The sequence below is a fragment of the Streptomyces sp. NPDC031554 genome (assembly GCF_055580685.1).
Window position 1 is genome coordinate 98,726 of sequence record NZ_JBVIKX010000011.1, and the last position, 24,259, is coordinate 122,984.

Annotated in this window: 23 protein-coding genes; 3 read left to right on the plus strand and 20 right to left on the minus strand. The window is 69.7% G+C overall.

Annotated features, from left to right (window positions below; translation table 11 throughout):
• Positions 1 to 13 precede the first annotated feature (13 nt).
• Entirely contained in the window at positions 14 to 1,189 is a 1,176-nt protein-coding gene (locus ACZ5FU_RS26080; RefSeq protein ID WP_469046858.1) for a hypothetical protein, read from the minus strand.
• Positions 1,190 to 1,895: 706 nt separating this feature from the next.
• On the opposite strand from ACZ5FU_RS26080, the gene ACZ5FU_RS26085 reads away from it, so the two are divergent.
• Complete coding sequence (locus ACZ5FU_RS26085) at positions 1,896 to 2,246, plus strand: hypothetical protein (protein ID WP_469046859.1); 351 nt, start codon at positions 1,896 to 1,898, stop codon at positions 2,244 to 2,246.
• 54 nt (positions 2,247 to 2,300) lie between these two features.
• Positions 2,301 to 2,939 (plus strand): hypothetical protein, encoded by a 639-nt coding sequence (locus ACZ5FU_RS26090; protein ID WP_469046861.1) that lies wholly within the window; start codon positions 2,301 to 2,303, stop codon positions 2,937 to 2,939.
• A 42-nt stretch (positions 2,940 to 2,981) separates the two neighbouring features.
• Here the strand turns inward: ACZ5FU_RS26090 and ACZ5FU_RS26095 are convergent, their stop codons facing one another.
• The 5 genes from ACZ5FU_RS26095 to mobF form a co-directional block, all read right to left on the minus strand.
• Complete coding sequence (locus tag ACZ5FU_RS26095) at positions 2,982 to 3,788, minus strand: hypothetical protein (protein ID WP_469046863.1); 807 nt, start codon at positions 3,786 to 3,788, stop codon at positions 2,982 to 2,984.
• A gap of 234 nt (positions 3,789 to 4,022) precedes the next feature.
• A complete protein-coding gene (locus ACZ5FU_RS26100) occupies positions 4,023 to 4,811 on the minus strand; it encodes an HNH endonuclease (RefSeq protein WP_469046864.1) in 789 nt (262 codons plus the stop codon).
• A 53-nt stretch (positions 4,812 to 4,864) separates the two neighbouring features.
• A complete protein-coding gene (locus ACZ5FU_RS26105; RefSeq protein ID WP_469046866.1) occupies positions 4,865 to 6,526 on the minus strand; it encodes an AAA family ATPase in 1,662 nt (553 codons plus the stop codon).
• A gap of 286 nt (positions 6,527 to 6,812) precedes the next feature.
• The gene (locus tag ACZ5FU_RS26110; RefSeq protein ID WP_469046868.1) at positions 6,813 to 7,079 is read right to left on the minus strand and encodes a hypothetical protein; all 267 of its coding nucleotides are present in this window, start codon (positions 7,077 to 7,079) and stop codon (positions 6,813 to 6,815) included.
• Between the two features lie 10 nt (positions 7,080 to 7,089).
• Entirely contained in the window at positions 7,090 to 11,856 is a 4,767-nt protein-coding gene (gene mobF / locus ACZ5FU_RS26115; protein WP_469046869.1) for a MobF family relaxase, read from the minus strand.
• Positions 11,857 to 12,054: 198 nt separating this feature from the next.
• On the opposite strand from mobF, the gene ACZ5FU_RS26120 reads away from it, so the two are divergent.
• Positions 12,055 to 12,444: a hypothetical protein gene (locus tag ACZ5FU_RS26120; protein ID WP_469046870.1), complete on the plus strand. Its 390-nt coding sequence runs from the start codon at positions 12,055 to 12,057 to the stop codon at positions 12,442 to 12,444.
• A gap of 82 nt (positions 12,445 to 12,526) precedes the next feature.
• Here the strand turns inward: ACZ5FU_RS26120 and ACZ5FU_RS26125 are convergent, their stop codons facing one another.
• From ACZ5FU_RS26125 to ACZ5FU_RS26190, 14 genes are all read right to left on the minus strand, one after another.
• The gene (locus tag ACZ5FU_RS26125; protein ID WP_469046871.1) at positions 12,527 to 12,853 is read right to left on the minus strand and encodes a hypothetical protein; all 327 of its coding nucleotides are present in this window, start codon (positions 12,851 to 12,853) and stop codon (positions 12,527 to 12,529) included.
• Positions 12,854 to 13,411: 558 nt separating this feature from the next.
• Positions 13,412 to 14,227, minus strand: a complete 816-nt coding sequence (locus tag ACZ5FU_RS26130; RefSeq protein WP_469046873.1) for a hypothetical protein — start codon at positions 14,225 to 14,227, stop codon at positions 13,412 to 13,414.
• 81 nt (positions 14,228 to 14,308) lie between these two features.
• Positions 14,309 to 14,980 carry a hypothetical protein gene (locus ACZ5FU_RS26135; RefSeq protein ID WP_469046875.1) on the minus strand — a complete coding sequence of 224 codons (672 nt, stop codon included), beginning with the start codon at positions 14,978 to 14,980 and terminating at the stop codon, positions 14,309 to 14,311.
• A gap of 78 nt (positions 14,981 to 15,058) precedes the next feature.
• Entirely contained in the window at positions 15,059 to 15,418 is a 360-nt protein-coding gene (locus ACZ5FU_RS26140; RefSeq protein ID WP_469046877.1) for a hypothetical protein, read from the minus strand.
• 143 nt (positions 15,419 to 15,561) lie between these two features.
• Positions 15,562 to 15,810, minus strand: coding sequence for a hypothetical protein (locus tag ACZ5FU_RS26145; RefSeq protein ID WP_469046878.1), 249 nt, complete (start codon positions 15,808 to 15,810; stop codon positions 15,562 to 15,564).
• A gap of 355 nt (positions 15,811 to 16,165) precedes the next feature.
• Complete coding sequence (locus ACZ5FU_RS26150; protein WP_469046880.1) at positions 16,166 to 17,365, minus strand: hypothetical protein; 1,200 nt, start codon at positions 17,363 to 17,365, stop codon at positions 16,166 to 16,168.
• Between the two features lie 92 nt (positions 17,366 to 17,457).
• On the minus strand, positions 17,458 to 18,327 hold the full coding sequence (locus tag ACZ5FU_RS26155) for a hypothetical protein (protein WP_469046882.1): 870 nt from the start codon (positions 18,325 to 18,327) through the stop codon (positions 17,458 to 17,460).
• A 70-nt stretch (positions 18,328 to 18,397) separates the two neighbouring features.
• The gene (locus tag ACZ5FU_RS26160) at positions 18,398 to 19,438 is read right to left on the minus strand and encodes a hypothetical protein (RefSeq protein ID WP_469046884.1); all 1,041 of its coding nucleotides are present in this window, start codon (positions 19,436 to 19,438) and stop codon (positions 18,398 to 18,400) included.
• Between the two features lie 86 nt (positions 19,439 to 19,524).
• The gene (locus tag ACZ5FU_RS26165; RefSeq protein WP_469046886.1) at positions 19,525 to 20,016 is read right to left on the minus strand and encodes a hypothetical protein; all 492 of its coding nucleotides are present in this window, start codon (positions 20,014 to 20,016) and stop codon (positions 19,525 to 19,527) included.
• Entirely contained in the window at positions 20,013 to 20,837 is an 825-nt protein-coding gene (locus tag ACZ5FU_RS26170) for a GP88 family protein (protein ID WP_469046888.1), read from the minus strand. The genes ACZ5FU_RS26165 and ACZ5FU_RS26170 overlap by 4 nt, the downstream gene beginning before the upstream one ends.
• Before the next feature lie 188 nt (positions 20,838 to 21,025).
• A complete protein-coding gene (locus ACZ5FU_RS26175) occupies positions 21,026 to 21,232 on the minus strand; it encodes a hypothetical protein (protein WP_469046890.1) in 207 nt (68 codons plus the stop codon).
• A gap of 864 nt (positions 21,233 to 22,096) precedes the next feature.
• A complete protein-coding gene (locus tag ACZ5FU_RS26180) occupies positions 22,097 to 22,507 on the minus strand; it encodes a hypothetical protein (protein ID WP_469046892.1) in 411 nt (136 codons plus the stop codon).
• A 62-nt stretch (positions 22,508 to 22,569) separates the two neighbouring features.
• Entirely contained in the window at positions 22,570 to 23,166 is a 597-nt protein-coding gene (locus ACZ5FU_RS26185; protein WP_469046894.1) for a hypothetical protein, read from the minus strand.
• A gap of 85 nt (positions 23,167 to 23,251) precedes the next feature.
• Positions 23,252 to 24,064 carry a hypothetical protein gene (locus tag ACZ5FU_RS26190; RefSeq protein ID WP_469046896.1) on the minus strand — a complete coding sequence of 271 codons (813 nt, stop codon included), beginning with the start codon at positions 24,062 to 24,064 and terminating at the stop codon, positions 23,252 to 23,254.
• Positions 24,065 to 24,259 lie beyond the last annotated feature (195 nt).

Consider the following 24,259-nt stretch of genomic DNA (forward strand, 5'->3'; position numbering starts at 1 on the left):
CCCCGCCGGTCGTTCAGCCGGCCGGGTACACGGCGACGACGTCCCGGTCCTCGAAGACGCCGCTGCCGCTGCGCGCCACGTACAGCGGCAGCACCGCGCCCTCCGACAGCGTGCGGACGGAGTCCTGCCCCACCTGCACCCGGACGGGAGCGGATCCCTGGTCGGGCAACGCGCCGTACGCGTCGGCGGCGGAGCCCGGCTCAGGGCTGCCGGGATGTACACCGTAGACAACGCCACTGTCGGCGACGGCCCCTACGGTGACGCCCTGCTGCGCCCCCTTCCCGGTCAAGCACTGCCCGGTCTTGGAAGCGAGGTTGAACACCACCTGGCCCGCGGCCAGGAATCGGCCGTTGGGGGAGAGGTGTGTGGTCGGCTGCGCGCCTCCCGGCACCAGCCGCTGGCTGCTCGTGCTCGTGCACTCGACCTGGGCGAGAATCCGCCCCGTGGCCAGGTCATGCACGGTGAAGAGCGTCGGAGTGTTCTTGGCGACGGCCGGTTCCTCCGCCTCCGACGTACGGGGCTGCCAGGCGGCAACGAGGTGGGAGTCGGTGACCGCCAGCGGTACGGCCGCTGCGTAGCCCGCGGGCGCCTTGGTCGGCGACTGCCACCGGGAACCGACCGAGAACCCGAGCGTGCAGGCCGCCCCAGATCCCTGAGCGAACCGATCGCAACCGGTCACCTGCCGATACACCGTGACCATGCCCGCGGAGGTGGTGAATGCCGGAGCGGACTGGGCCTCGCAACTGTCGGAGCAATCGGATATCTGCCCGCTCTGGGGGCGGACGGTGTTCACCTTGCTGCTGGTCACTTCGGTGGCGCTGGCGAAGGTTCCCGCTCCCAGACCGCTCGTGCCGTGGCCGATGACGACGCCGCCCGGCGTCGCGGCGAACGCAACGCCGGTGTCGCCAGGGGTGGGCACAGCCCGCTGGTAGACGGGCTTGGCGGTGCCGTGCGCGTCCGCCGGAAGCACGTCGACCACCGCCTTCTCAGTACCGGCCTGCGCCCCGGCGCGTACCAGTACGATTCGCTCGCGCTCGCCGGCGTGCTGCACGAAGACGGCCGTACGTGCCTTGGCCACCGCAGCGGTGGGCGCGTACGACCACTCGGTCTTCCCGTCGCTGAGCCGTCGGGCCGTGACCTGGGAACCGTCCGCCCGAGCCGTGACGACGAGGCCACTGTGATCGGCCACCGCGACCAGCGGAAGTCCGGCCGGGCCAGTGGTGCGATCGGCGGTGGTGACGTCCGTCGTCGTGCTCCACCCAGATGTGGTGTCAAAGCCATCCGGAGCAGCCAGCCGGACCGGCCCCGACCCGGAAGGGGACGGGGCGGAGCCTGCGTCATCCCCTCCGCCCCCGCTACATCCCGCCGTGAGAACGGCTGTGAGGCCGAACGCGGCCCACGTGCGTGGGCGCCAGCGGGAACGCGCCAGCGAGAGCTCGGCGGGCGACGGTGCAGGCATCGGCATCCTCCTGTCGACGGCGGCGAGGCGCCCCCATCCAATCAGACGCGTCCATGCCACAAGACGCCGACACCGAACGGCACTTGACCATGCCCAGCCCTGAACAATCGGATCCGCTGCCTACTCCAGGCTGGTGGCTGCACGGAAACCGGCCCGGCTTTGGGCGCCGTCCGGCACCCGAGCCGCCCGCAAGAGGTACCCCGCGGACCGACGAAGACGACGCCGAACAGCGCCGACGAGACCAGCTCGAACGCCTCCACCAGATGCTCATCGAGCTCGTCCTCCGCGCCCGCCGCCAGACGCGGCCCCGTCCCGTCGCGCCCCCTCGACGCCGCCCCGCCCCACTGAATGGCCGCCACGCGCAAGCACAGATCGAACTCGTCCACCATCGGCCGGGCGCCCCCCGTCGCCGACCTCACACCCAGGAGTAACGGTGATGAGTAACCGCGTCCGGGCCCGACACCGCAACATTCCGCAGGACACGCTGCCGCTGGCCTGGCCCCAGCCGACGGAAGATCCCACGACACGACGATGCCGCTCGTGCGGCACCCGCCGCCCCTCGCCGCCGAGCCTGTACTGCGCTCAGTGTGAGCAGCACAAGAAGGCTGCCGCCGAAGTACGCGGCCAGGCCGAGCGGGCGCAACAGCTACTGAACGACGTTCTGCGCCGGTTCCATCTCAAGACCCGGGCAACCGCTGCCAACCTCGCCCCGATCCCGGCCGTCAGCCGTCCCAAGACCGCACCCAATCCCGACCGCACGTCAGCGGGCGCACCTCGCCGCGCCTGAGCGGCGACACGCCCTCCTGCCGCTTGATACGACTAGACCAAGGAAGTGGCACCGATGCCTCACGCGACCCGAACAGCGGCCATCAGCCTCCCCATCGTCTTGGCGCTCACGCTCGCGGCGTGCGGCTCCGACGACGACTCCAGCTCGGCGACGAAGACGTTCACCTCGCGCGCCGCCGCGCCGGCGACCACCAAGCCGTCACCGTCTTCCACCACTAATGCGGACGGCACAGCAGCGCCCGGAACCAAGGCGAAACTCGGTCGACCGACTTTGCTCACGTACGACAGCGGCGACCGCAAGGGCATCTTGCAGGTGACGGTCACCCGCATCGAGAAAGGAAGCCGAGCCGATCTGGAGAAGCTGTCAGGCCTGAGCGGTGATGCCCTGGAGGCCACGCCGTACTACGTACACGCCACCATCAAGAACGCCGGCACGACGGACCTGTCCCATTCCTTCCTCGAACCGCCGACTGGACTGCTCAAGGACGGCACAGCAGCCCGGGAGCTTCTGGTGATCGGCACCTTCGACAGGTGCGACAGTTACCCGAAGACCACGAAGTTCGGGCCCGGCGCCTCGTACGAGACATGCAAACCGGTCCTTGCCGAACCCGGGTCCACCGTGACCGGCGCCGCATGGTCAGGCTCTGGCTACCCGGACTTCCCAGCGTCCGCCGGAGTGACCTGGACCCGATGACCTAACCAGGCCAGTGGGCGCCTTCGAGGGGCGATCCCTCTGCTATTCGTCTTGGGAAACGTTCGGCGGCAGCTGTAGCTCGGTGGGTGTTTCGGCGAGACGGCTGAGCGCTTGGAGCTGATCCGGGGTGATGGCAGCGAAGAGTTCACCGGGAGAAACGGGCCCGCCGCGAGTCTGGTCGACGGCCCACTGCACAAGGTCTGCGTGGGCTTCCATCTGCCGAGCCTGCGCCTCCATCTGGCGCGCTCGGGCGTTCTCCTGGCGGGCTTCGGCCTCTCCTCTGTCCGCCTCCGCTTCGATACGGCGGGCGCTCGCTTCGTCAGCTCGTCGCTTGTTACTCCAGTCACGGACAAGCGTGGCGATCTTGATGACTCCGTAGGAGAGGAATCCGGAGTTCGCCAGGTCCAGGAGAAGCGGACTGCCGTATTCGACGCGGGTGATGCGTGTTGGGGCTCCGAGTACTTTGGGCACACGGGCGTCTGCGAGAGTCTCAATCAAGCTGCCGGGACCGCCGAAGGGCATGCCCCGCCAGGGTCTCCTGATCGGCGCGAAGTGTATCCATTCGTCGAGGTCCCTGAAGTCCCGGGGGGAGTATCCGCGTTCGAGGGCTTCACCCTCCAAGCTGCGAAAACCCTCTTGGCTGATGTGGTCCATGAGATCTTGCTGGGCTGCTGCGCGGGCGAACGTGGTGCCCCACTGTTCGCCGAGTCCAATCGCGATCTCGACGTCCTGTAGGTAGCGCGCAAGATCGACAGGGCGCAACGGGGCCCCGACGCGGGCCCTCCAGATGACCTTGACCCATTCACCGCCGGCGGGTGGGCGGAGCCTCGGCGCCCTCGGATCGACCATGGCTGGAGTTCTAGCAGTCGTTTTGAAGTGTTAGGGGATGCCTTGCCGACCTGGAAATCCCTGTCAGCCTCATGGATCAATGCGCCGGCACCTGATGCCCCATAGAGGCTTCAGAGCCCTGATGCTGAAGCCGCTGGGCCAAGACGCCGGGGATGACGCTGTGGCTGCATGATCTGGTGGAACCCCGTGATCGGCTCCGCCTCAGAGCGGCTCGGCTCGATTCCCCAGGCCAGGTCAGAGTTCGAATGCGCCACTGCAGAAGGCGTCGTCGCGTGCCAAGGCCCGGTAGGTGACTCCTTCCCAGCCATTGAGCCGATCCGCCAGGCGCGTCTCGGCTTCGTCCATCAGGTAGGCGCGCACCGTGTCCTTGCCACCGGCATCGAGCATCGCGGTCAACTGGCGGCGGATACTGTGCACCGTGCGGTTGGCCTGGACGGCGAAGAGTGTGGCCAGTCCGAACACCGTGAAGTGGTAGCGAGTCCGCTCGACGAGGATTCGTGCCCAGCTAGATGGAGGGCTGACGAAGAAGTTCAGCCACACGGGACTGCTGTGGGTGACCCGGGCATCCAGCCAGGGGTCTTGATCAATGCGGTCCAGATACGGATGGAGTGGGGTCGTCTCCGCATCTGCGGGGAGGCGTTCGCCCTTGGCGTGGTTGCAATCGGCGCAGGCCGGCACCAGATTCAGTGGGTCTACGCACAGCGCAGGGAACATCCTTTTGGGCAGGAAGTGGTCCAAGGTACGGACCACCCCATGCCCGCACAGAGGACACCTTTCGTCCGGCGCAGCGCTCAGGATCTGCTCGTAGACGGCCCGGCCGTCCCTGGAATTGACCATGCCGTTGTCGTAGGCCCAGCGCACCAGGTCGCCCGGAGTGATGTCCGGCACGGTGAACTCTCGGCTGTTCAACTCGTGCAGAGCCCCTTGCCGCGCCGCCCGCCGCAGTCGCTCGCCTGCAGCCTCCACGCTGTCGCCAGCCGTCAGCAGTTGCCTGCGCCGCTGTACATCCCTGGTGCCGCGCACACATGCGTCATAGCTGTCCCTGGCGGACAGAGGGGGCGGGTCGAGAGGCCACATCAGCGGAGTCCGCCCGCATCCCGGTGCGCCAGGAGAATGCGGACCAGCCCCTTTGCCTCTCCGCCAAGCTGTCCCCGGAATCGGTCCATGACCTGGTCGTAGGACCCAAGCTCATCGACAGCCTGGGCGATCTCGGCATGGAAGCCGGATTGCCTGACCTCCAGGCCGAAGACCTCGTGGGTGAGAACTCCGACGTTCTCCCCGTAGGTCTCGAGACCGGGCCGCTGCGGTGGATGACGGTCCCAGCGGCTGACCTTCCACACGCAGGAACGGGGAACCTCCTGCAGAACTACGGGCGAGTGGGTGCCGATCAGGGCCACGCCGTTGCGGTCGGTGAGGAGCTCGGACAGCGCTCTGATAAAGGACGCGAGCAGCGGCGGATGCAGATGGGCCTCAGGTTCGTCCAAGAGCACCAGGGACCCCTCGGCGACGGTTTCCACCAGCCGTGTGATCGTCAGCAGCACGATGGCGTGCCCTGAGCTCAGCTCGGAGAAGATCTCCTGCACATACTCTCTGGCGTCTCTGGAGTACGAGAGGTTCAACAGCTCCCGGGCGAAGGCGTGAATGGGGGACTCGTAGAAGTGCGGATCGCTGCTCAGCACGTCCAGCGCGGCTATCCAGCGACCGACCCGCTCAGCTGCGTGGATCTCCTCGACGCTCTTGCAGAATTCTGAGCTGAGGTCGTCGTACGACTTGCGTTCGCGCGTCGGCCGACCGTGGACATCGACCTTGGCCAAGCCCACATACGTGTACTTGACCGCCGGCTCGGCTGGCTCGACCGGTGGCGTCTGATCGCCCGGCACATCCTTGGCTTGGTCCCATCCCTTCACCTGCGGATGGCGCTCGTCGTCACGGAATTCAGCTTCGCCGGCTTCTGCCTCACTGCCTTCCTGAGCCGGGTCGAAGGCGCTGAACGTGACGGCGACGACGTTGGTGAACGATCCTGTCCCGTCATCTGCCCAGACGACCTCGCCAACGTCACCGGGCTCCGCTTGCGGGTTCACCACTGCCTCGCCGACGCTGCCCAGCAGCGTTGTCTTGCCCACGCCGTTGCGCCCGATCAGCACATGGATGTTGGACGGGGGCCGGGAGTGCGGGGTGACGGAGAAGGCCAGACGCCACGCCTCTCGCGGCTTCTCCGCCTGGTCGTCAACGGGCGTCACATATTCGAAGTGATAGGCCGTCAGCCGGGAGCCGCCCCGGGCGATACGCCGGAACTGGTTCTCGACTGTCTGCGGTTCAACGCTGCGCAGTAGCGACGTCTGCGTCACGTCCCAATGCCCGGCATCCTCGGCAATCTCCGGGCTGAACGCGATGTCGCACAGGCCCTCAAGGACCTCCACCCGAACCGAGGGACCGAGCCTGCTGATGTTCTCGTAGTAGGCCGCGTCCTGTCCCAGCGAAAACCAGTACAGCCGCCTGTCCAGTCCAGTCAGCTGACGGAGCTCCCCCTTCTCGAGTGGCCTCTCATCTCGCACCAGGTCCGCGTACCCGATCTTGACTGTTCCCAGTTCCTCGACTGGTCCGTTGCCGTCGGTGAACCACAGTCGGTACAGCGTCAGATAGTCGTCGTCGGACAGGGGAACCGGCTCCAGAAGACAGGCCCGTTTCCTGCTCCGGCTCCGTGGCCGTTCCTCCGCGTCCAGCACGATGAAGCGCACGCACCCCTCCTCGGAACGCTCACTGAAACACTCGCCCACGGCCAAGAGCAAGCCGTGCGTCAACCGCGGGATCCTGCGGCAGGCTTCCGTTCCGTGGAGAGCCGGATCAAGCGGGGTGAGCAGTAGCGCTGGTCGTTTCCAAGGGTTCCCATCACCCTCTGACACTGGCGGAACATTGTGCTGGCGGTGGCCGCACGCACGAGACAGCAGGGACGACTTGCGACGTCAAGTCGCGCTGAGGCGACGGCCATCGTCCACGGCAGTGTCGTGATGGCCGTCGCTGGCTTCAGACGTCGGTCCTCACTCCCCTGAGTACGTCCACGGTGATGTCACCGCTGATCACTCCAGCGATGATCGTCTCGTAGATCGTCACGAGCCTGCGCAGCTCGTGGTTCTCCTGAGCGCGGGTGTCGTCCTTGTTCGAGGACGCTTCAAACTCGGCGTCCATCGCAGCCAGTTGCTGTGACAGCGGGTCGCTTTCGCGCTTGGCGCGCAGCCGCTCCAGACGGGCAAGCTGGTCGTCGTTCAGCGCGAACTCGTGGTTGTTCTCCATGGGTCCTCCTCTATCGTCGTGGGCGGCCTGGGCCGCCGGGGCGCGGTGGGCGGTGCCGGTGCTGCGGATCGTTCGCCGCCGGGTGTGCCCGGCCGGCGGAGCGGCTGCCTGCCGTCGTGGCGGGCCCGCTCGTGCCGTCGGCCGGGGGAGCGGACCGCTGCTCGCGCAGGCGGGCAAGTCGCCGCTCGACGTGAGCACCCTGCAACTCCTCCAGCGCGCTGTGCGCCGCCGTCCACTGGGCCCGCGCTTCGGCGGCATCGGGGGCACCACCCAGCGGCTCGGCGGTCTCGATGTGCTGCGTCCACCGGTACACCGCGACCGCGGCGATGACCGCCTTCCACTGCTCCTGCAGGCCGCCGTCCTCAGGGTCGGGCGGCGGCAGATGATCGACCCACGGGGCCGCCGACGCTTCGCCCTCCAGCACGCGGCGGAGCGCCTCGTCGGCGAACACCTCGGCCTGGGCGAACGTCTCGCCATCGAGTGCCGGCAGCGCGCTGGACAGCGCGACGACGGCGAGGTGCGCCTGCTGAAGCGCGATCCGCAGGCGCCGCGCACCCGGGTTGGCGGACTCCGAGGAAGACAGGCTCCCCGTGGCCGACGGCGGGACACCCGGACGGTCGTCCCCTGCGCGCGCAGCCATCGCCGCGCTCCGCCGCAGCAGATCGATCCGGTGCCGAAGCGAGCGCCACGCGTCCGCCTCCCGCCGCGGCCGCGGGCACGTACCGATGCCCGGCACGGACGCGGGAACCGCATGCCGCAGGCGCCACGCCGCCACCAGAGCCGCGGTGAGCTCCCACACCGGCCGGAGCCGGGTCCCGGCCGGCGGGGGAGAGCCGAGCGGCGTGCTCCAGTGCGGAGGCGAGGCCGCCAGCGCGAGCCCGTGCACGCGCAGTTGGTCCTCGAGAACCCGGCGTCGTTCCGCGAGGTGCTCCCTCCACCCGCGCGGGGTGTCACTTGCCGACACGAGCGGCGCGGGCGCAAGCCAGTCCGGCAGTGGCGCGAGGTCGTTCCACGCCCGGGCCGGACCGTGCGGCAGCAGTGTGCGGCGGTGCTGCTCCGCCCGGATCCGGGCCGCCGCCGCCTCGGCCCGGCGCAGCCGGGTACGAGCCGCACTCCGCCGTGCGGGTCCCTGTGCGGCCCTCATACGGAAGAAGCCAGGGGCCCGTGACACACCGGGCCGAGGCTCGCGCTGGTAGTCCTCCCGGGCGCGGTCAACCCACCGCATGGCAGCCCTCAACTGCTGCTCGCCGAGAATCTCCTTGAGCGCCTCGGCGGCCGTGAACCGCTCCTGGGGAGCGCAACGACGGTAGTGAACGCGGGCGGCTGTGACGGCCGCGGCAAGGCGGGAGCGCGACAGTGAACCATGCGGGCGGGCTGGCCAGGCCGGTACCTCCCGCCCGGCGACCGTGACCGGCCGGGGCAGCGAGGCAGCGGCAGCGTCCGCCCGGCAGACCGCCTCCAGGGCCGCCGCGCGGGACCGCTCGGCCAGCGCCAGCAGCTGCTCCAGCTGGACCCCGCTCAGACGGGCGAGCGAACCCGCCGCACGGTGAGCCCTGGACCCCGTCTCGACGATGCCGGAGACCGCCTCCAGCAGCGCCCGCGCCGGATCGCGTACTTCCTCGTGCGTGCGACGCCGAGGCCACGCGGCGCGCACCAGATCCGGGATGCGCCACCCGGCCTCCTCGGCATCCGTCAGCGCCCTTTCCAGACGCGGCCATCCCGCGGCACCGAGCACTGCCTCGGCCCGGCCGCCAAGGACGCCCCGGACGAGGAACTGCAGTCGCTGCCCGCTCGCGCGCCGGTAGGCCTCGGCGTACTCGGCGGCCAACTGCCCCAGCGAGGTGGTGCGCTCCTGAGCGCTGCGGATCTCCTCGTGGGCCGAGACGGACGGGCGCTCGCTGGAAGCGATGGACTGCAGCACGCCGGTGACGTCGGCATCGTGCGGGCACACCACGTACAGCTCATTGGAGAAGCGGCCGCGGGTCGCGGCGACGTACGCGGAGCCGCGGCTGGTGCGCTCGGTGAGCAGGCCGTGGCACCGCTCGACAGTGACGCCCTGCGCACGGTGCACGGTAGTCGCGTATCCGAGTTCCGCCTCGCGGGCGAGGTAGTCGGCGGGCAGAACGACCCGCCCTCCGTGCCCGGTGTGCCGTGCGGCGATGTCCCCGTTGGCGAAGCGGTGTTCCACCCGCCACAGGTCGCCGTTCTTCACCCAGTCGTGAGCACCCAGGACCGACAGGCGCCGCTCGTTGCGCCGGGTCACCAGCACGTCGCCCACGTAGGCGCGCACACCTCCTCGTACGACGACCTCCTGCTGGTGGTCGAGCCGCCCAGCCGCCAGCTGGAAGGCCTGCGCGCGGGCGTTGAGATCGGCGACGGCGCGGGCGTTGTCGGCGACCATCAGCGTGCTGGCCCCGGCCTCGCTGTCGCGCTGCCACGCGGCGAAGACTTCGTCGACCATCGCCTCGTAGTCACCGCCGCGCACGCGCCCGGATTGCAGGTACCACTCGAAGGCCTCGGCCGGATCTCCTTCGCGCAGTTTCAGAGAGGCGCGTGCCTCACCGTCGGTACGGAAGCGGTGGAGCCGTTCGAGTTCGATGACCCCGACCGTCGAGTGCAGCCAGCGCAGCACGCCCCCTGATTCCACGGCCGCCAGCTGAGCAGGGTCCCCGATCAGGCGGACGACCGCGCCGGCCGCTTCCGCCTCGGCGACGACCCGTGCGAGGCGGAGGGTTCCTGCCATGCCCGCCTCATCCACGACGACCACGTCCCCGGGCCTGAGCGTGTACGCCTCCGGAGGCTCTTCGCCCTCTGCGGCGGCCCGCGCCCGCACGTCCAGCCACCCGTGGATGGTGTGCGCCGTGCAGCCGACATCGTCCGCGAGCACCTTCGCGGCGCGCGACGACGGGGCCAGCGCGATCAGCCGTCCGCCGCCTTCCACCACCGCGTCCGCGGCGAGCATCAGCGCCGTCGTCTTGCCCGCTCCGGCCGGGCCGACAGCTCCCACCACGAGCCGTTCGGAGCAGGCGAACTCGGCGGCCAGGCGCCGCTGGCCGGAGTCCAGCGGCGGCCCCTGGAAGGCCCGGGCGACCCGGGCGAAGGCATGCCGGGTCACGGCCGGGATGACCGCGGTCTCGGCGGCGTTCACGATGCGCTGCTCGGCCGCGAGGATCGGCTCGGACGTGTACAGCTCGTGCTCGCGGCGGCGGAAGACGTTCGTTCCGTCGCCCCGCTGCAGGCGCGCGAACGGAGCGTGAAGCTCTGGCGGGTTGATGGACACGGACTGGCCGGGCGACAGCACGGCGGCAGCAACCCGGTCGGGCAGGTCACCCACCGGCACCTGGCCTCCCGTGAGCCGGATTGCCAGCCGGCGCGCCTCGGCGATCACGTGGCGGTAACCCCACACAGCTCGGTGTTCGGAGACGGTCTCGAGGACCTGCTCCGCCAGTTCGGCGACATCCGCCGACCGCAGGGCCGCCGCGGCGTCCGCGGCAGATTCGGCGGCCGCCGCCCGGGCCGTTTCCAGCAGTTCGTCGACCGCCTGCGCACCACGCAGCTCCACGGCTTCGGCCCGCCACCTCGCCCGCAGTTCTGCCAGTGACCGCGCCTTCTTCTTCGGGGGCCGGGTCCGCAGGGTGGCCTGCTGCGCGAGCCGGATCAAGGTAGGCATGTCGGGTTCCCGGTGGTGCTCCGCGCGGTAGGCCTCGACCAGTTCGAGGGTGCGGTCGCGGATCTCGCGCGAGCGGCGCGACTCCAGAAGCGTCTCTACGTCCGGCACGCCAGCCAGCGTCGTCACCGGGCGGCGGCCGGGCGAGACTTCACGCTCCTCCGCGCGAACTCCCAGGCCGCCGCAAACCAGTTCGACCGCGCGCTGGTTGTAGAACTCGCTGGCTGCGACGCCCATGGCGTACAACAACCGCGCGTCCACACTCAGCCAACGCCCGTCGGGGCCCTGAACCTTCGTAGACACCACGACGTGATCATGAAGTGCGGGCTCGCCGAGCCGGTTGTCGAAGTGCCGCCAGCGGGTTGCGATCAGCCCACCGATCACATCCTCCTGCGCAATCCCGTTCGTGCCCGTACGGGTGGCCAGCGCGTGCTCTTCGATCCAGGCGAGTGTCTCCCGCACCGCCTGGTCGTGCGCACCGATCACAATCTCGCAGACCTCGTCGTCGCCCAGACCGAACAGCAGCTTGCTGATCCACTCGGGTGCCTCGAAGTCGAGGTCCAGGCCGGCCACGGCTTGCTGTCCACCGCCCGTGCGGGCACGGATGAACCGCTCCAGCTCCTTGTCATCGGCGGGAGCCCTGGCGAAATCCTCCAAGAACACTTCGGCGCCGACCTGGAGCCGGACCGCAGCGCGCTCTTCATCGCTCAACGGCCGTCCGAGGGTTGCCTCCTGCTGCGCGACGGCCTCTCGTATGCGGGCAGTCATCGGACCGCAGTCCTGGTCGTACCGGTAGAAGCGGCGGCCCAGCTTGGCCAGCTCCAGCGCCTCACGGGCGCTCGACCCGGCAGCGATCGCGTCGGCGATGAGGGAGTCCGCGTTGGGGTGGAGCCCCTCCCCGAACAAGGACTTCATCTGGGACTCGCTCACGGTTCCCTCAAGCCCGAGCGCAGCCGCGCCGGCTCCCATCCATACGCCTTCAGGCACACCCCGCGCCGCCTGGTATTCCTCCAGCGGCACGCCAGGCTGGCGGCGTTCATCACCGGTTGCGATTTCACGCAGGTAGTACAGGTAGCCATCCCCAGCCGTGAGCTTGTGGATGGTCATCATGAGATCACCATACTTTGTGACCTTGTGAATGCAAGAGGTGTGAAGCGACGAGATCGACGAGACGGCGGCCAACTGGGAGGAAGGAAGGAGCAGATGGAGAAGAAGGCAGACGAACGGGGAGCAAGTGACGGCTGGTGAAACGAAGCTGAGGGAGCAACATGCCGAGGGCAGAAAGCCACCGGCATCAAGGGGATCACCATGGGGACATCAAGGCGCACCTCGGCGTCCGGACTCGATGCCCGCGCGCGGGCTCGCCACCTGTCGGCGCGGTACGCGGAACGCGAGACCCAGCTACAAGACCTCGCGACCAGGTTTCTGGAGACCCGGGAGGAACTCGACCGCCAGCTGGCAGACATCACCGGCAAGATGGAGGCGCTCGGCTGCGGCATCCCAGAGATCGGCGAGCGTGTCGGCGAACCGACGCGCGAGATACGCCGCCTGAAGGCGCTCACTCCCTCGGGCGGAACGAAGGCCAGCCGCGCCAAGAACGACGCGGAGGCGCCGCCCCAGCCTCCTCTGGACCCGGCGCGCCCGGGCGGCCAGCCCCCGCTGGGGGAGCGCCCTTCGGGAGTGGTGGCGGGCACGTAGGCCGGACTGCGCCCTGGCCGCCCGGCACGCGAGCAGCGAGCCGGCAGGGCGCCGGACGGGGCACCGCCGGTGCGGGGCAGTGTCACCCCTGGGCGCCTGGCGCAGGGCGGTACCAGCCCGTGCCGCCCTGCCCGGCGGTGGCTGCGGCCGCCGCCGGTGCCTCTCGCGGCACGGCGGGGGCGGGCACGGGCCAGCGCAGCTTCGTGGCCGCCGGATCGTCCACCCGGATGCGCACGCCGCGCTCGGTTATCAGAGACCACTCAGGGGCGCCGTCCTTGGTGGCTAGCACCTCGTACTCCGCGAGCCTGAACCCGATGCGGGTGCCGTCCGGGCGCTCCACCTCGTAGGCGCTTCCGATGTACGCGGGCGTGAGTTGTTCGACTGCGATTTCACCGCCGAGATGCTGCACGGCTGGCCCTCCCGTCATCCGGCACAACGTGCTTGTGGACGCGGGACGCTACCGGCGGCGGTCCCGTTTCGAGAACGCAGAAATGCCCCACCCGGACCCGATTGCTCACGGTGCCGCAGCACACGAGAACGCACGGGAGGGCGGGGCATGTCGACCCGATCAGGGTCCGGGAGCGTCCTTCGCGAAGCTGCGGAATCACCTTCCCCTTGACTACCGGAACCACAGAAAGTCAGCCACCGCGGCGGGAGAGCCGAACGGGCAGGCGCGCGTGTGTTTCGGGAAGCGACCACCGGCCTCAGCCACGCCTATCTACTGCTTGTCCGGCCCAAGCCACGGCCGGCTGAGAGAGCAGTGCCAAGCTCGGGTGGCAACCCGAGGAACGGAGCGAAGCGAGTACCGCAGGGCTACCCCGTACGATGCCGCGCGTTGCCGCTCTCCGGGCCAGTAAAGCCCACCCTCGCCGGGAGGCCGCGACGGCGCGACGGGGGTGCGGACATGCCGGTGCCCCCCGCGGGGAGCGCCGGGCGGGCACCCTCCACGGGGGACAGCGAACTGCGGCTAGCTGGCCGTCTTGCTCTCGGCGGTCATGCCGCCGATCGTGCGCAGATGTTCCTCGCAGTCCCGCGCGAGTACGCGGATCTGGTCGTCGAGCATCTTGTAGTCGACGCCGTCACCGAGCTTCGGGTGGCGGGCGGCCTCCAGTGCCTGCCGCTGGACGTCGGTGATCGGGTACGCCTTCGCGACGGCGACCTCGATGTGGTCGCAGAGTTCCGGCACGTCCATACCGACGAACGGGTAGCTGGGCCGGTTGAAGCCGTGCAGCTGAGGGGTGGGCGGGATGCCGAACTTGTAGTCCCGCCGGAACCGCGGACATGCCTTCTCCGCGCGGTCCGCGATGCCCGAGAGTTCCGACACGTGCTCGCTCGCAGTCACGCCGCAGCGCTCACACGGACCGGCGTAGTGCTGGTACTCCTTGCACACATCGAGGTGCTGGGCACGGACCCCGTCCTCTGCCTCGCGGAGCGTCCTGAAGGTCTCGGGCTCGTCCCAGTCGTAGTACTGGGGGTTGACGTAGTACTCCTCCTCGAACTTGCCGTTGTACGTCCACAGCCCCTTGGGCGTGTAGACGGTCGTCGTGAGGCGGTAGGGGTCGAGGATGATTCCGTTGTCCGCCCAGACCTGAGCCGTGCAGCCGCATTCCGGGAATTCGCGGACCCACGCGACCGTCACCGTGTCGTCGCCGAGGGCCTTCGCTTCGAACGTGAACGGTTCGGGGTGCCAGATCCGCTTCAGCTGGTCCCATGCTTCGGCGGGGGTGATCGAGGCGGCGATGCCGGAGGCGGTCAGGACCAGCGGCATGGCGGGGGCAGTCACGGTTGCTCCTTGGGGCAGTGGATGAGGGACGGCAGGGCCGGGGCGGAAGCGTCCGCCCCGGCCGTGGGAATTGGGGTCCGGTCAGAAGGGCGGCTCGTCGTACGGGTAGGCGCGACGGGTGGCGCACTCGGGGCACTCCGCGTTGTTGTGGGAGTCGCGCAGGAACGCGAGGCTGCCCGTGAGCGGCTTTCCGCAACGGCAGGCGAGGGCGGTGTCCTGGCCGTCGATCTGGCGCAGGCTGACGCTGCCGAGATCGAGGGTTGCGGCACTGAACTCGGCCATGCCCAGCCCGGGGGCGTCGACGGCCAGGGTGACTCCCACACCGGCGAGCGCACGGAGCAGGTCGGCGACCGACGCGGGGTCGCTGGCCGTCACTTCGATCGTGGTGGCCAGCCGTACGTCCACGAGGTACGTCCTGCTCCTGTCGCCGTTCGGGTCGCGGAACCTGCGGCAGGACATCGGCACCCAGTGCTCGCGCTCGAACATGCCGCACTCGGCGCAGGTCCTGATGTGGAAGTGGCTCGGGGCCGGCGTGGCCCGAAGTACCTCGCGGTTGTCGAGGGTGCAGGTCAGTCCCCGGTCGTCGGCCCGTACGGTGAGCGGCTGGTGCTGCTGCTCCAGCACGGCCCGGAGGCGGGCGGCGGACCAGGGCGCGGGCTCGTGGAAGGCGGTGTCGACTCCCCTCACGCGGTACGCGCTGTGCGGGAGTTCCGGGAGCGTGGACACGGTCGGGCGGGCGTTGTCGGTGGACACGATGACCTCCGGCTGGTGGTGGGAATGGGGCGGGCCCGGGGCGGCGGCCCCGGGCCCGGACGTGCGGACTGCGTGGTGTCAGTGAGCGGCGGCGAGGACGCGGTCTCGTGGGGCGGCCTCGGCCTGGGCGGCGGATGCCGCGTCGTCGTCGAGCAGTTCGGACAGCTCCTGCGCGGCGTCGGCGGGAAGGTCGAGTTCCAGCGCGGTGAGGTCCTCGCGGATGGCCACGATGAGGCCGACGGTGTCGGTGAACGAGTCGGCCGGGCCGTAGGTGCGGATCACCTCGTCGTGGCTGATCTTGTTGCTGTAGCTGGTGGGGTAGCAGTCCTCGGCGACGGGGTTGTCGTCGTCGGTGATCTGTCCGCAGAACAGGTCGGACCTGGCGTCGTACCAGACGTGGACGGAGACGGTCTCGGAGACGAGCGCAGCGTGACGCATGGCGAGTTGTCCTCTCGCTGAGGTGGTGGGGTGGGATGCCGGGCGGGGAAGATCCGCGCCGCCCGGCAGGAACGAACCTAGGCAAATCGAGTTGTTCAGTCAACCCTGAATCACGGGCTCTGGGGTCGGCCGATTCGGGCTGGTCAGGGCATGATCTGCGCGTCGACCACGGACGGGAAGAAGTCCCGTACTTCGGTGCCCCTGCACCAGTGGATGCGGGTCGCGTGGTCGTTCTCGCTGTGGCTGCACGGCCGTGAGAGCTGTACGCGGCCGGTGCTGTTGCCTGCGGGGAGTCGTGAGATGCGGTCGAACGTCCAGTCCTTGTCGTGGAAGTCCTTGACCCTGCTGCCCGGCTCGATGGTTTCGCCGGACTCGCTCTTGAGGGTGGCCATGGTGTGCTGCCCTTCGTCTTCTGGGTGCCCGGGGCCATGGACGGGGCTTGGGATGGCTCGGGCGCCCGGTGCGCGGATTGCGTTGTCGCTGAGCGGCGGGAGTGTGCGGCGGAGGCCGCGTCGACGTGCGGTGCGGCGCCCTGCTCCTCCGCCGTGGTGGCGGAGAGTTCCTGGCGCAGGAGTCCGGTCCCTCGCGGATGGCGCGCAGGAGGGGGTGAGAGTGTCCGCGAAGTGCGGGTGCCGATCCCCTCGTTGCGGGTGGCTGTGTGCTGGCGGCCGCTCGGCGGGAATGAAGGTAGGCAAAGGGAGTTGTTCAGTCAACCCGAAGTTCGAATCGGCCCGGCCGCGGGTCGGGTTACTGGCGGGCGGGCGGGAAGGTGATCCGGTAGAGGCCGGTGTCCTCGATGTCCAGGGCGGGCTCCCACTTGGCCTTGGCGAGGTCGTCGGGCGCGGCCTCGTCGAGGGCCTGGCGCAGGGCCTCGTCGGCCGCGCCGAGCGTCTCGGTGTCGAGCACGCCGGTGTCGTCGGCTGTGTCGAGTTCGGTGTCACCGGCGTACACCGCGCAGATGCGGGCCAGTCCGGTGAGGTCGACCAGGGCCGACGTCGCCTCGGGAGCCAGGGTTCGCAGCAGGCGACCGGCTTTCCAGACAGCGGCTTCGAGGCCCGTCGCCGGCTGCTCAGCACGGGTCAGTCCGCAGGAGCGGCACTGCTTGTCGTGCCAGGCGTTGTCGGTCTCGCAGGCACACCACCACGAGGCGATCGACCAGTGCCAGTCGGGGCCGACGGGGTACAAGCCGTGCTCGTTCGGGATGACGACCTTGGTGGCGTTCGCCGGACCCTCGTCGCTCTCCACGGCCCAGTCGGCGTGCAGGACGATCGTGCTGCGGTCTCCCGCTGCATCCGGGGCGGTGTCCAGGACGTGGATGGTCTCGGCGCTGCGCGGGTCGTACTGGGCGGCCAACTTCTGAGTGTCGGCCGCGAGTTCCCGCACGGTGTCGAGGGCGAAGTAGGGGGTCAGGCTCTGCCCGGGCCGCGCGTGCTTGACGACGAGGGCGGGGTAGGTGTTCAGGCCGTCAACGGAGACCCGGGTGGTCCTCATGCCGTCGGGGACGGCCACCTGTATGTCGCGGTGCTGCCCGCACTGACACACCGCGACGTGCCACGGGTTCTTCTCGTCGCATTCGCAGACCCAGGTCTGGAACTCCCAACACCAGGAACTGCTACCGAGCCCGTACAGGCCATCGCGGTGACGAATGATGGTGGTGACCTTGCTGGCACCCGCGTCCTGGTCCCACCACTGCCAGTTGACGACGAGGACGACCGCGCGGGGCTCGCCTTCGCGGTCCGGATCGCCGTCGATGACGTGCGCGGTGATCACGGAGTCGCTGCCGCACTCATCGGCCTGAGCCTGGGTGTCGGCGGCGATCTGCCGGACGGTGTCGAGGGTGAACAGGGGCCGGGCGTAGCCGTTCCAGTGGTCTGCCAGGTTCACGTAGGCGTCGTACGGGCCGATGACTCCAGGGATCAGGACGCGGGTCGCGGTCCGGTTCTGCACGGGGGCTCCTTCGCTCATCCGGGTACGAGCGACGGGCGGGACCTGGGGTCCCGCCCGTCTCGGTATGGATCAGTTGGTGGCGTGGTCCGGTGTCACCCGCGTGTGCTGTTCAGGGTGAACGTCAGCTTCGTTCCGGGCCTGGGGGGTCGAATCGCGGCCAGCTCGTCCAGGAACGCGCCCAGTGCGGGGTGCGGGTAGCTGAGGTCGTGCCGCTGGGTGTTGTCGGCGAACGTCGTGATCACACCGGTGATCCGGTTCCACCGGCGCTGATGGGTCGCGGGGAAGACCACCCTCGTCGTGTCGGGCCGCCCGAGATGCGTGAGGTTGAGCAGCACGGTTGCGGTTGCGTCCAGCAGGAGCGTGCGTGCCGGTCCCCGGTCGTAGGGCGGCAGGTCCGCGTCGGCGGCGCGCTTGGCGAAGCCCGTGATGATGTCCCGCACGATCGCGTTCGAGCGGTCCCACGTGCCGCCCGGGTCGCAGTGCCGGGCGGTCCACATCGCGTCGTCCCCGAGTTCGGCGAACTCCGCTTGGCGGTCGGTGTCGCTGACGGTGCGCGCGGCGGCCTCGGCGTTGATGGCGATCAGGAACAGTTCAGTGCGTGCCCCGAGGGCCGCGCCCGCGTTGAGGGGGCAATCGCACACGGGCGCCAGTTCGTCGGTCTCGGTGTCGTCGTTCCAGACGGGGCGGGTCCGGGTGGCGCTGGTGACCAGGCGGTACGCGCCGCAGTCACAGCGGAACGCGACCGGCCGCTCGTCGGGGCGCTCCGGGCTCAGGCCGATCAGCGTGGCGAACTCCTCGTGGAGCGTGGCCAGTTCTGTGCTCGCGGGCTCGTCGCGGAAGTCGGTCCCGGTGACCTGTTCGGTGAGGTCTTCGATCGCGGCCATGCGGCGCTCGGCCTCGTCTCTGACGGGGGCGGGCAGGTTCTGTGCGTCGATGCGCACTAGGGAGGTGTGGGCTGTCATGCAGTCCCTTCCGTCTGCCGGGGTGTTCCGGCGAGGGGAACGCTAGCAATGTGAGGTTGTCGTGACAACTCTAAATCTGGGGCGGTGTCTCTCCCCAGGTGCGGAGCTGAGCCCGCACTTCTTCCTCGGCGGCGTCGGCCGTGTCCGCCTCGACCAGGTGCTGAAGCCGCCGGGGGCCGAGTGCGCTCCGGTCGCTCCCAGCGTGCGCCACCGCGCGATCCACGACCGAGCCCGGCCAGGCCGGGACTTCGCGGAGCACGACGATCCAGACACGGGAGGTGTCGGTGCCGGGCGGCAACTGCGGGCATTCGACGGCCTGGTGGAAGGCCATGGTGGCCGGGTCTTCGGCGTGGTAGGGGCACCCCGCTTTGGTGTCTACCGTGACGATCACGCCCCCGCATGCGGTCTTCGGGCACGCGCAGTCGGGACTGCCCCCTTCATGCCAGTTGAGGAGCGAAAGCGTGCGGTCCTCCCGCTCGCCGGGCCGGGCGCGGCCGGCGGACGCCTTGCCGGTGGCTGCTTGCGGCGAGTCGGCAGTGCCGACGGGCACGGTGGGTTCCGCGGGCATCGCGGACGGGCCCGGTGCGACGCGCAGCGTGAGTCTGTCGCCGGTCACCGGGGGGCGCAGCGCGGCCAGGTCGTACAGGAAGTGATGGAGCCGCTGGCCCGGGTAGCTGACGGAGTCGCGCTCGGTGCCGTCGGCGTATCGGGTCACGGCGCGTGTGATCGTGCGCCACTCGATGCGCTCCCCGAATGGGCCAGCGGTGAACTCGACCTCGGTCACGTGGGGGCGGTCGGCGTAGATGTTGCGCAGTTGGGTCACGGCGGCGTCCAGGAGGAACGCGGCGGGGTCGGCCAGGTCGAAGGGCGGGAGTCCGGCGGCGTCCGCCTCGCGCTGCGCTTCGGCGAGCAGGAAGGCGACTTTCGGGTTCGAGCGCTCCCATGGGCCGCCCGGGTAACAGTGCTGGGCGGTCCAGCCCCATTCGTCGTCCAGCGCCAGGAGCGCGGAACGCTCGCTGTCGGCAGTCGCGGCGAGCGCGCGGGCGCGGGCGTAGGTCGCAACGGCGAACAGCTCGGTGCGCGGGTTCAGTCGGTACACGGTCGTGGTCATGGTGGAGCCTCCGGCGTACGGGTGGCAGGACGGAGCCGGGGCGCGGCAGGGGCCGCGCCCCGGGTGCGGGGCGGGTGGGCGTGGGGTCAGTCGGTCTCGATCTCGTGCCATGCGCCGTTGATCCACACGGTCCACGTTCCGGGCGCGTGTTCTCGCAGTGCCTGGACCATGACGGTGTCGTCGGGGCTCTCCGGCTTCCACCGGAGGGCGACTTCCTGGTAGCCGACTTCGCTCCTGCTGCGGGCCAGCGCCCAGCCGCGCCGGTCGGCCTTGGCCACGGCCCGGCTGAGCCGGTACTCCTCGGCCAGGCAGTCGAGGACCTCGTCCATGCTCGGGGTGCGGTCCTCGATGGCACAGCGCCCGGCGAACTGGGCGAACACCGAGTGGGCCTCGGTGCTCGCCGCCATGAACCTGGTGTCGCCGCCGGTTCCGTGATTGACGGCGTTGCCGAGCAGGGTCCGGTTCCTGCGCACGGTGGCAGTGAACGCCGGGTCGCAGCCGACTACGACCTCCTGGTAGCTCGTGACCCTGATCGTCTCATCGGGTACGGCGAGTCCGGTGTGCGGCAGTGTGATCATGCATCTCCTTGCGGGCGGGGTCGGTCCTGGTCCGGGGCCGGGTGGCTGTGCGGCGGGTGCTGGTCCGTTCCGGCGCGTCGGGCCTGACGGGTGCGGCGCAGGTCGGCTTCGATCTGGCCGAAGGTCCGGTCGCCCTGCCGTTTGCGCAGGTGGCGGATGTTGTTGGCAGGGATGCCGACATGAGGCGGCCCGTCGACGGCGAGGAGATCGGAGCGGGTCTGGGAGCTGTAGCCCGCTGCGACGATCGCTTCCTCGTCGGGGAACACGTCGGCATGGCGCTCGACGGTCAGGTCGATCAGGTGGTCCTGCTTGCCGCCCAAGCTGAAGCACCAACGGAAGTTGGCTGGGGGGTCGGGCTCAACGTGCTCGCGTATGAGCGCGACTTCCTTGGTGTAGCAGTAGAAGCGGATGCCTGGCGCGCCCCGCATGATCCGGAGCCAGGCGTGCAGGTACTCCGCGCTCAGGAAGTCTCCGCTGTCGTGAATGCGAATCGCGGCGTGCTCGTACCGCTTGTGCCGCAGTTCCTCGGCCATCTCGGCCTCCCAGGCAGGGAGGTTGTCAACGACCATCAGCAGGTTCTCGATGTGCCTCGCTCGAACGTTGCGGAACATGTATGTGCCGTTGAGCGCGTAGCAGAGTTTGGCGCAGGCGTCGGCCTGTTTGCAGACGCGGATCGCTTTCCTGCCTTCCAGGTGGACAGTGAGCGCGGGAAGAGTCCAGTTGAAGATCTTCGGCGGTTGTTCACCGTCGAGGAGGGGCTCGGCCTCGCTGGCCTTCTTCATGTCGCGGTTCTGTCGGAGCAGCCACTTCCGGCTTGCCATGCATCTCTCCGAGGTGGGAGGGGCGTGGTGAGGGAGGGGGCGCTCGCGTGGTTGACAGCCTGGCGATGGTGGGAGGCGTGGTCAGAGCACGGCGCAGCGTAGAAGCGGTTCCGCGGCGGGCGCGGAGCCGGGGACGGAGATGTCGGGATGGCCTCGGGGCGCGGGTCGCGTCCCGAGGCGAGGGGCGGTCAGATCCAGGCGACGTTGGGCGGGAGCACCTGCAGGGGCTCGGCGGCCCAGACATTGCAGGTGGGGCACTTGAACACCATGGCGTCCGGGTGCTTGTCCTTGGCGTTGCAGTCGTAGGGGTACGCACCCTGGCCGACGGGGTCCATCGGGTGACCGCGGTAGTCGGTGGGGCGCCCGTCGTCGGTGATGCCGTAGACCCAGCTCATGAAGCTCCCGTGGGGTGAAGGCCGGGAGCGGATCGGCGTCCCGGCCGGCAGGGATTCGGAGAGAGCCAGCGCGTCCGCTGCAGCGGGAGATACGCCCGGGTTGTCGCACGGCGGGGTGCTGGCTTGGTTCCAGCAGGGGAGCGGCCGGGGTGCTGCACGGAGAGCCGTGGCGGCTCTTGGCTGGCGCACGAGAAGCCAATCAAATGCCAGGTTGTCTAGTCAACCCTGTATCTCGGGGAGTCGCAGAGCAGCGAAAGCCGCTGTGACCTCGGCCCAGTCCGGCTCTCTGCGGGCTGCCGCGAGCTCCTGTTCGGATACCTCTGCCGGGAGTTCCACATATCCGCTGTCGGCGGTCGTCGGCGACCGTCCATCAGCCTTGTGTGCGCGTGAGCTGCGGTCCAGCGCGGCCCGGATTTGGCGGGCGATATGCGGGGGTGGCGTCGGCAGGTGGTCGAGCGGGCCGAGGTCCTCGGGGCGCTCGCCGTTGGGGTTCTGCTGTGCGCGCCTGACGCCGCTTTCCCGCTCCGCTGCTGTGCGCCAGCAGTCCAAGGCGTTGCGAAGCCGGTGCCGGAGAAACCCGACGGGGTTGCGGACAGGAGTGGGCGTGTCGTGCAGGCGTACCCACGCAAGGATCTCCTGGGCGCTCCAGCCTGCCGCAATGACTTCCCGGCAGACGCGGGCCACAGCGGCGGGTGAGGTACCCCGCAGCCAGGGCAACTCGCTGATCAACTGCCGGGCGAGCGGGAGGGTATTCGGAGTCAGGGCGTGCCTCCCTTCTGCTGGTCGATCCGTGGTGCCAAGCGTGACGACGGGCCTGTCTGGTGTGACGCCCGGGGCACTGGGTGCCCCGGGCCGACTGTTGGGTCAGGACTGCGGCGGAGTCGTGCACGAGCACTCGGTGAGGCGGTCCCAGGGAACGCGCGGGTGCCAGTCGACCGCTTCCCCCTGCGCGAGGGTGTGAAGGTCGCGGGGCGCGATCCAGGGGAGGTCTTGGTACGCCAGGCGTGCCACGCACAGGCCGCTGATCACGTCGTAAGCCGGGCCGAAGGTTGCTCGGCTCTCCAGTTCGCTCCGGTTCTCGGGTGTGTCCGGCATGACGGACGGGAAGGTGAACAGGCCGCGGGCTTGGAGGAACGCCCGGTCCAGGAACTCCGGTTGCAGGCCTTGGTGTTCGGCGATCCTGGGCAGGATGGCAGCGCGGTCGCGGGCGATCTCTTCGTCGACTTCGCGGAGTAGCTGCTGGTATGCGGCCTTCGTCATGAACGGCTTTGACACGCCGATTCTCCATTCGGTGCGGGCCCGGGGCGTGTGCCCCGGGCCGGCTGTCTGCCTATGGGTCAGCGGTCGTTGTCGGCGGCCGCAGGGGCGCGGCGGTGGTCGTACGGGAAGTCCGTCTGCGGGTCGTTGAGCCGTGCGCGGACGGCGCCGGTGAACAGGTCCAGGGTGTCCGTCTCCTTCGTCCACTCCTTCGATCGCTCGTGGGCGAAGGAGAGCGCCTGTTCGATCTCCTCGCGGGTGAAGACGTACGGGCGGGGCGCACCAGCGGCGTGGCCGGAGGTGTGTGCGGGCAGCGGCGTGAAGTGATGGACGCGCGCCAGATCGGCGGCCGGTCCTTCCGGGTGGCGGTTGCCGGTGGAGATGAGCCGGGCAGTCGTGCCGGTGGCGCGGAAGGTGTCGATCCCCCACGGCCGGTCAAAGGCGACGATCAGCGCGCCGTCGTCGTCGCGGGCGAACGCGGGCTCAACCTCCAGCGTTTTCACGGTCAGTGCGAGCTGCGTGGCCAAGTCCGCCTTGGCGGCGGCGAGGGTGGAGCCGCGCCCTTCCATCCGGCCCATCGTCACGCGGTACCCGCCGCCGCGCTGGGCGGGGCGGTGAACCGTGATGCCGGGCAGGGGGATGGAAACCGTTTCGGCGGTGGGGGAGTGGGAGGTCACAGGGGCACCTTTCTCGGTGGGCATGGGGAAGCGGGTGCAGGGGCCGGGGCGTGGAGAGCCGCGCCCCGGCTGGATGCGGTGTGTGTCAGGCCGTGTGCGCGTAGCGGTGCGACGCGGTGATCTCGTACCGGTTCGTGGGCACGACGGGCGAGAAGCCGCTGGTCTCGGCGAAGTCGTACCGGCAGTAGTTCGACCAGGGGGAACCGGGCCAGTAGACGCGGGCCATGGGAGCGTCGCCGTGGCTCCACAGCTCCAGCACCACGCCCGTGGCGTAGCTCCCGTCGGTGGTGACGGTGTCTCCGACGGCGAAGCCGTACACGGCGCGCTCCCGCTCGATGCGGACGGGGTCGGCGAGCCGCATGGCGGTCTCGGTCGTGTGGCCGTTGACCCAGCATCCGAGCCACCCGACCGTGAACGTCCCGTCTTCAACATCGGTGACAGTTCCGCGCTGGATGACGGGGCGCGCGACGCCGACCTTGTCGCGGGGGTCATCGTGGATGGGGCTGTAGATGATGCTGCGCTCCACCCGGTCGCCGACGCGGAATCCGGTCGAGCGGTCGCTGTAGGTCTCTGCCGGGATTTGCTCGCGGGGGATGATCAGAACCAGGTCAGTGGGCCGCCATATGGGTGCTTCGCCGTCCAGGGCGATCCTGCCGCCCGCGGCAACGGGGAGCGCCGGGAAGCACGCCACGCTCTGCATGACCGTGGTGAGGCGGGAGGGGGTGAGTGTTCCTTCGTACTCGCCGAGCACCCAGTCACCGGAGCGTACGTCGGTGGCCGGGACGATGCGCAGCGCGCCCGGGTCGGTGCCGGTGGGCGGGTGCCGGAACAGCTCTGTCGGGCGGGCGGCGACGATGACGGGGATGAATGCGGCGTTGATGACGGTCAGAGTCGTCACTCCTCGTTGATCTTGGGCTACCCGCGGGCTGGTTGGTGAGTCGCCCGCGAGTGGGGCCGGGGTCCGGCCGGAACGGGCTGCGGCCTCGGGGTGCCCTCAACCCGTGTGCGTGGGCGCCGCGCGGCTGGGTGTCTGCTGCGGAGCCGGGGGACCGGGTGCCACGACTGCGGCACCCGGTCGGCGAAGGGAGGGCGG

What these genes read in the sequence shown, in the direction of transcription:
- ACZ5FU_RS26085 (WP_469046859.1), top strand. Translation starts at nt 1,896, where the DNA reads ATGAGTAACCGCGTCCGGGCCCGACACCGCAACATTCCGCAGGACACG.
- ACZ5FU_RS26090 (WP_469046861.1), top strand. Translation starts at nt 2,301, where the DNA reads ATGCCTCACGCGACCCGAACAGCGGCCATCAGCCTCCCCATCGTCTTG.
- ACZ5FU_RS26095 (WP_469046863.1), bottom strand. Translation starts at nt 3,788, where the DNA reads ATGGTCGATCCGAGGGCGCCGAGGCTCCGCCCACCCGCCGGCGGTGAA.
- ACZ5FU_RS26110 (WP_469046868.1), bottom strand. Translation starts at nt 7,079, where the DNA reads ATGGAGAACAACCACGAGTTCGCGCTGAACGACGACCAGCTTGCCCGT.
- mobF (WP_469046869.1), bottom strand. Translation starts at nt 11,856, where the DNA reads ATGATGACCATCCACAAGCTCACGGCTGGGGATGGCTACCTGTACTAC.
- ACZ5FU_RS26120 (WP_469046870.1), top strand. Translation starts at nt 12,055, where the DNA reads ATGGGGACATCAAGGCGCACCTCGGCGTCCGGACTCGATGCCCGCGCG.
- ACZ5FU_RS26140 (WP_469046877.1), bottom strand. Translation starts at nt 15,418, where the DNA reads ATGCGTCACGCTGCGCTCGTCTCCGAGACCGTCTCCGTCCACGTCTGG.
- ACZ5FU_RS26145 (WP_469046878.1), bottom strand. Translation starts at nt 15,810, where the DNA reads ATGGCCACCCTCAAGAGCGAGTCCGGCGAAACCATCGAGCCGGGCAGC.
- ACZ5FU_RS26155 (WP_469046882.1), bottom strand. Translation starts at nt 18,327, where the DNA reads ATGACAGCCCACACCTCCCTAGTGCGCATCGACGCACAGAACCTGCCC.
- ACZ5FU_RS26160 (WP_469046884.1), bottom strand. Translation starts at nt 19,438, where the DNA reads ATGACCACGACCGTGTACCGACTGAACCCGCGCACCGAGCTGTTCGCC.
- ACZ5FU_RS26165 (WP_469046886.1), bottom strand. Translation starts at nt 20,016, where the DNA reads ATGATCACACTGCCGCACACCGGACTCGCCGTACCCGATGAGACGATC.
- ACZ5FU_RS26170 (WP_469046888.1), bottom strand. Translation starts at nt 20,837, where the DNA reads ATGGCAAGCCGGAAGTGGCTGCTCCGACAGAACCGCGACATGAAGAAG.
- ACZ5FU_RS26175 (WP_469046890.1), bottom strand. Translation starts at nt 21,232, where the DNA reads ATGAGCTGGGTCTACGGCATCACCGACGACGGGCGCCCCACCGACTAC.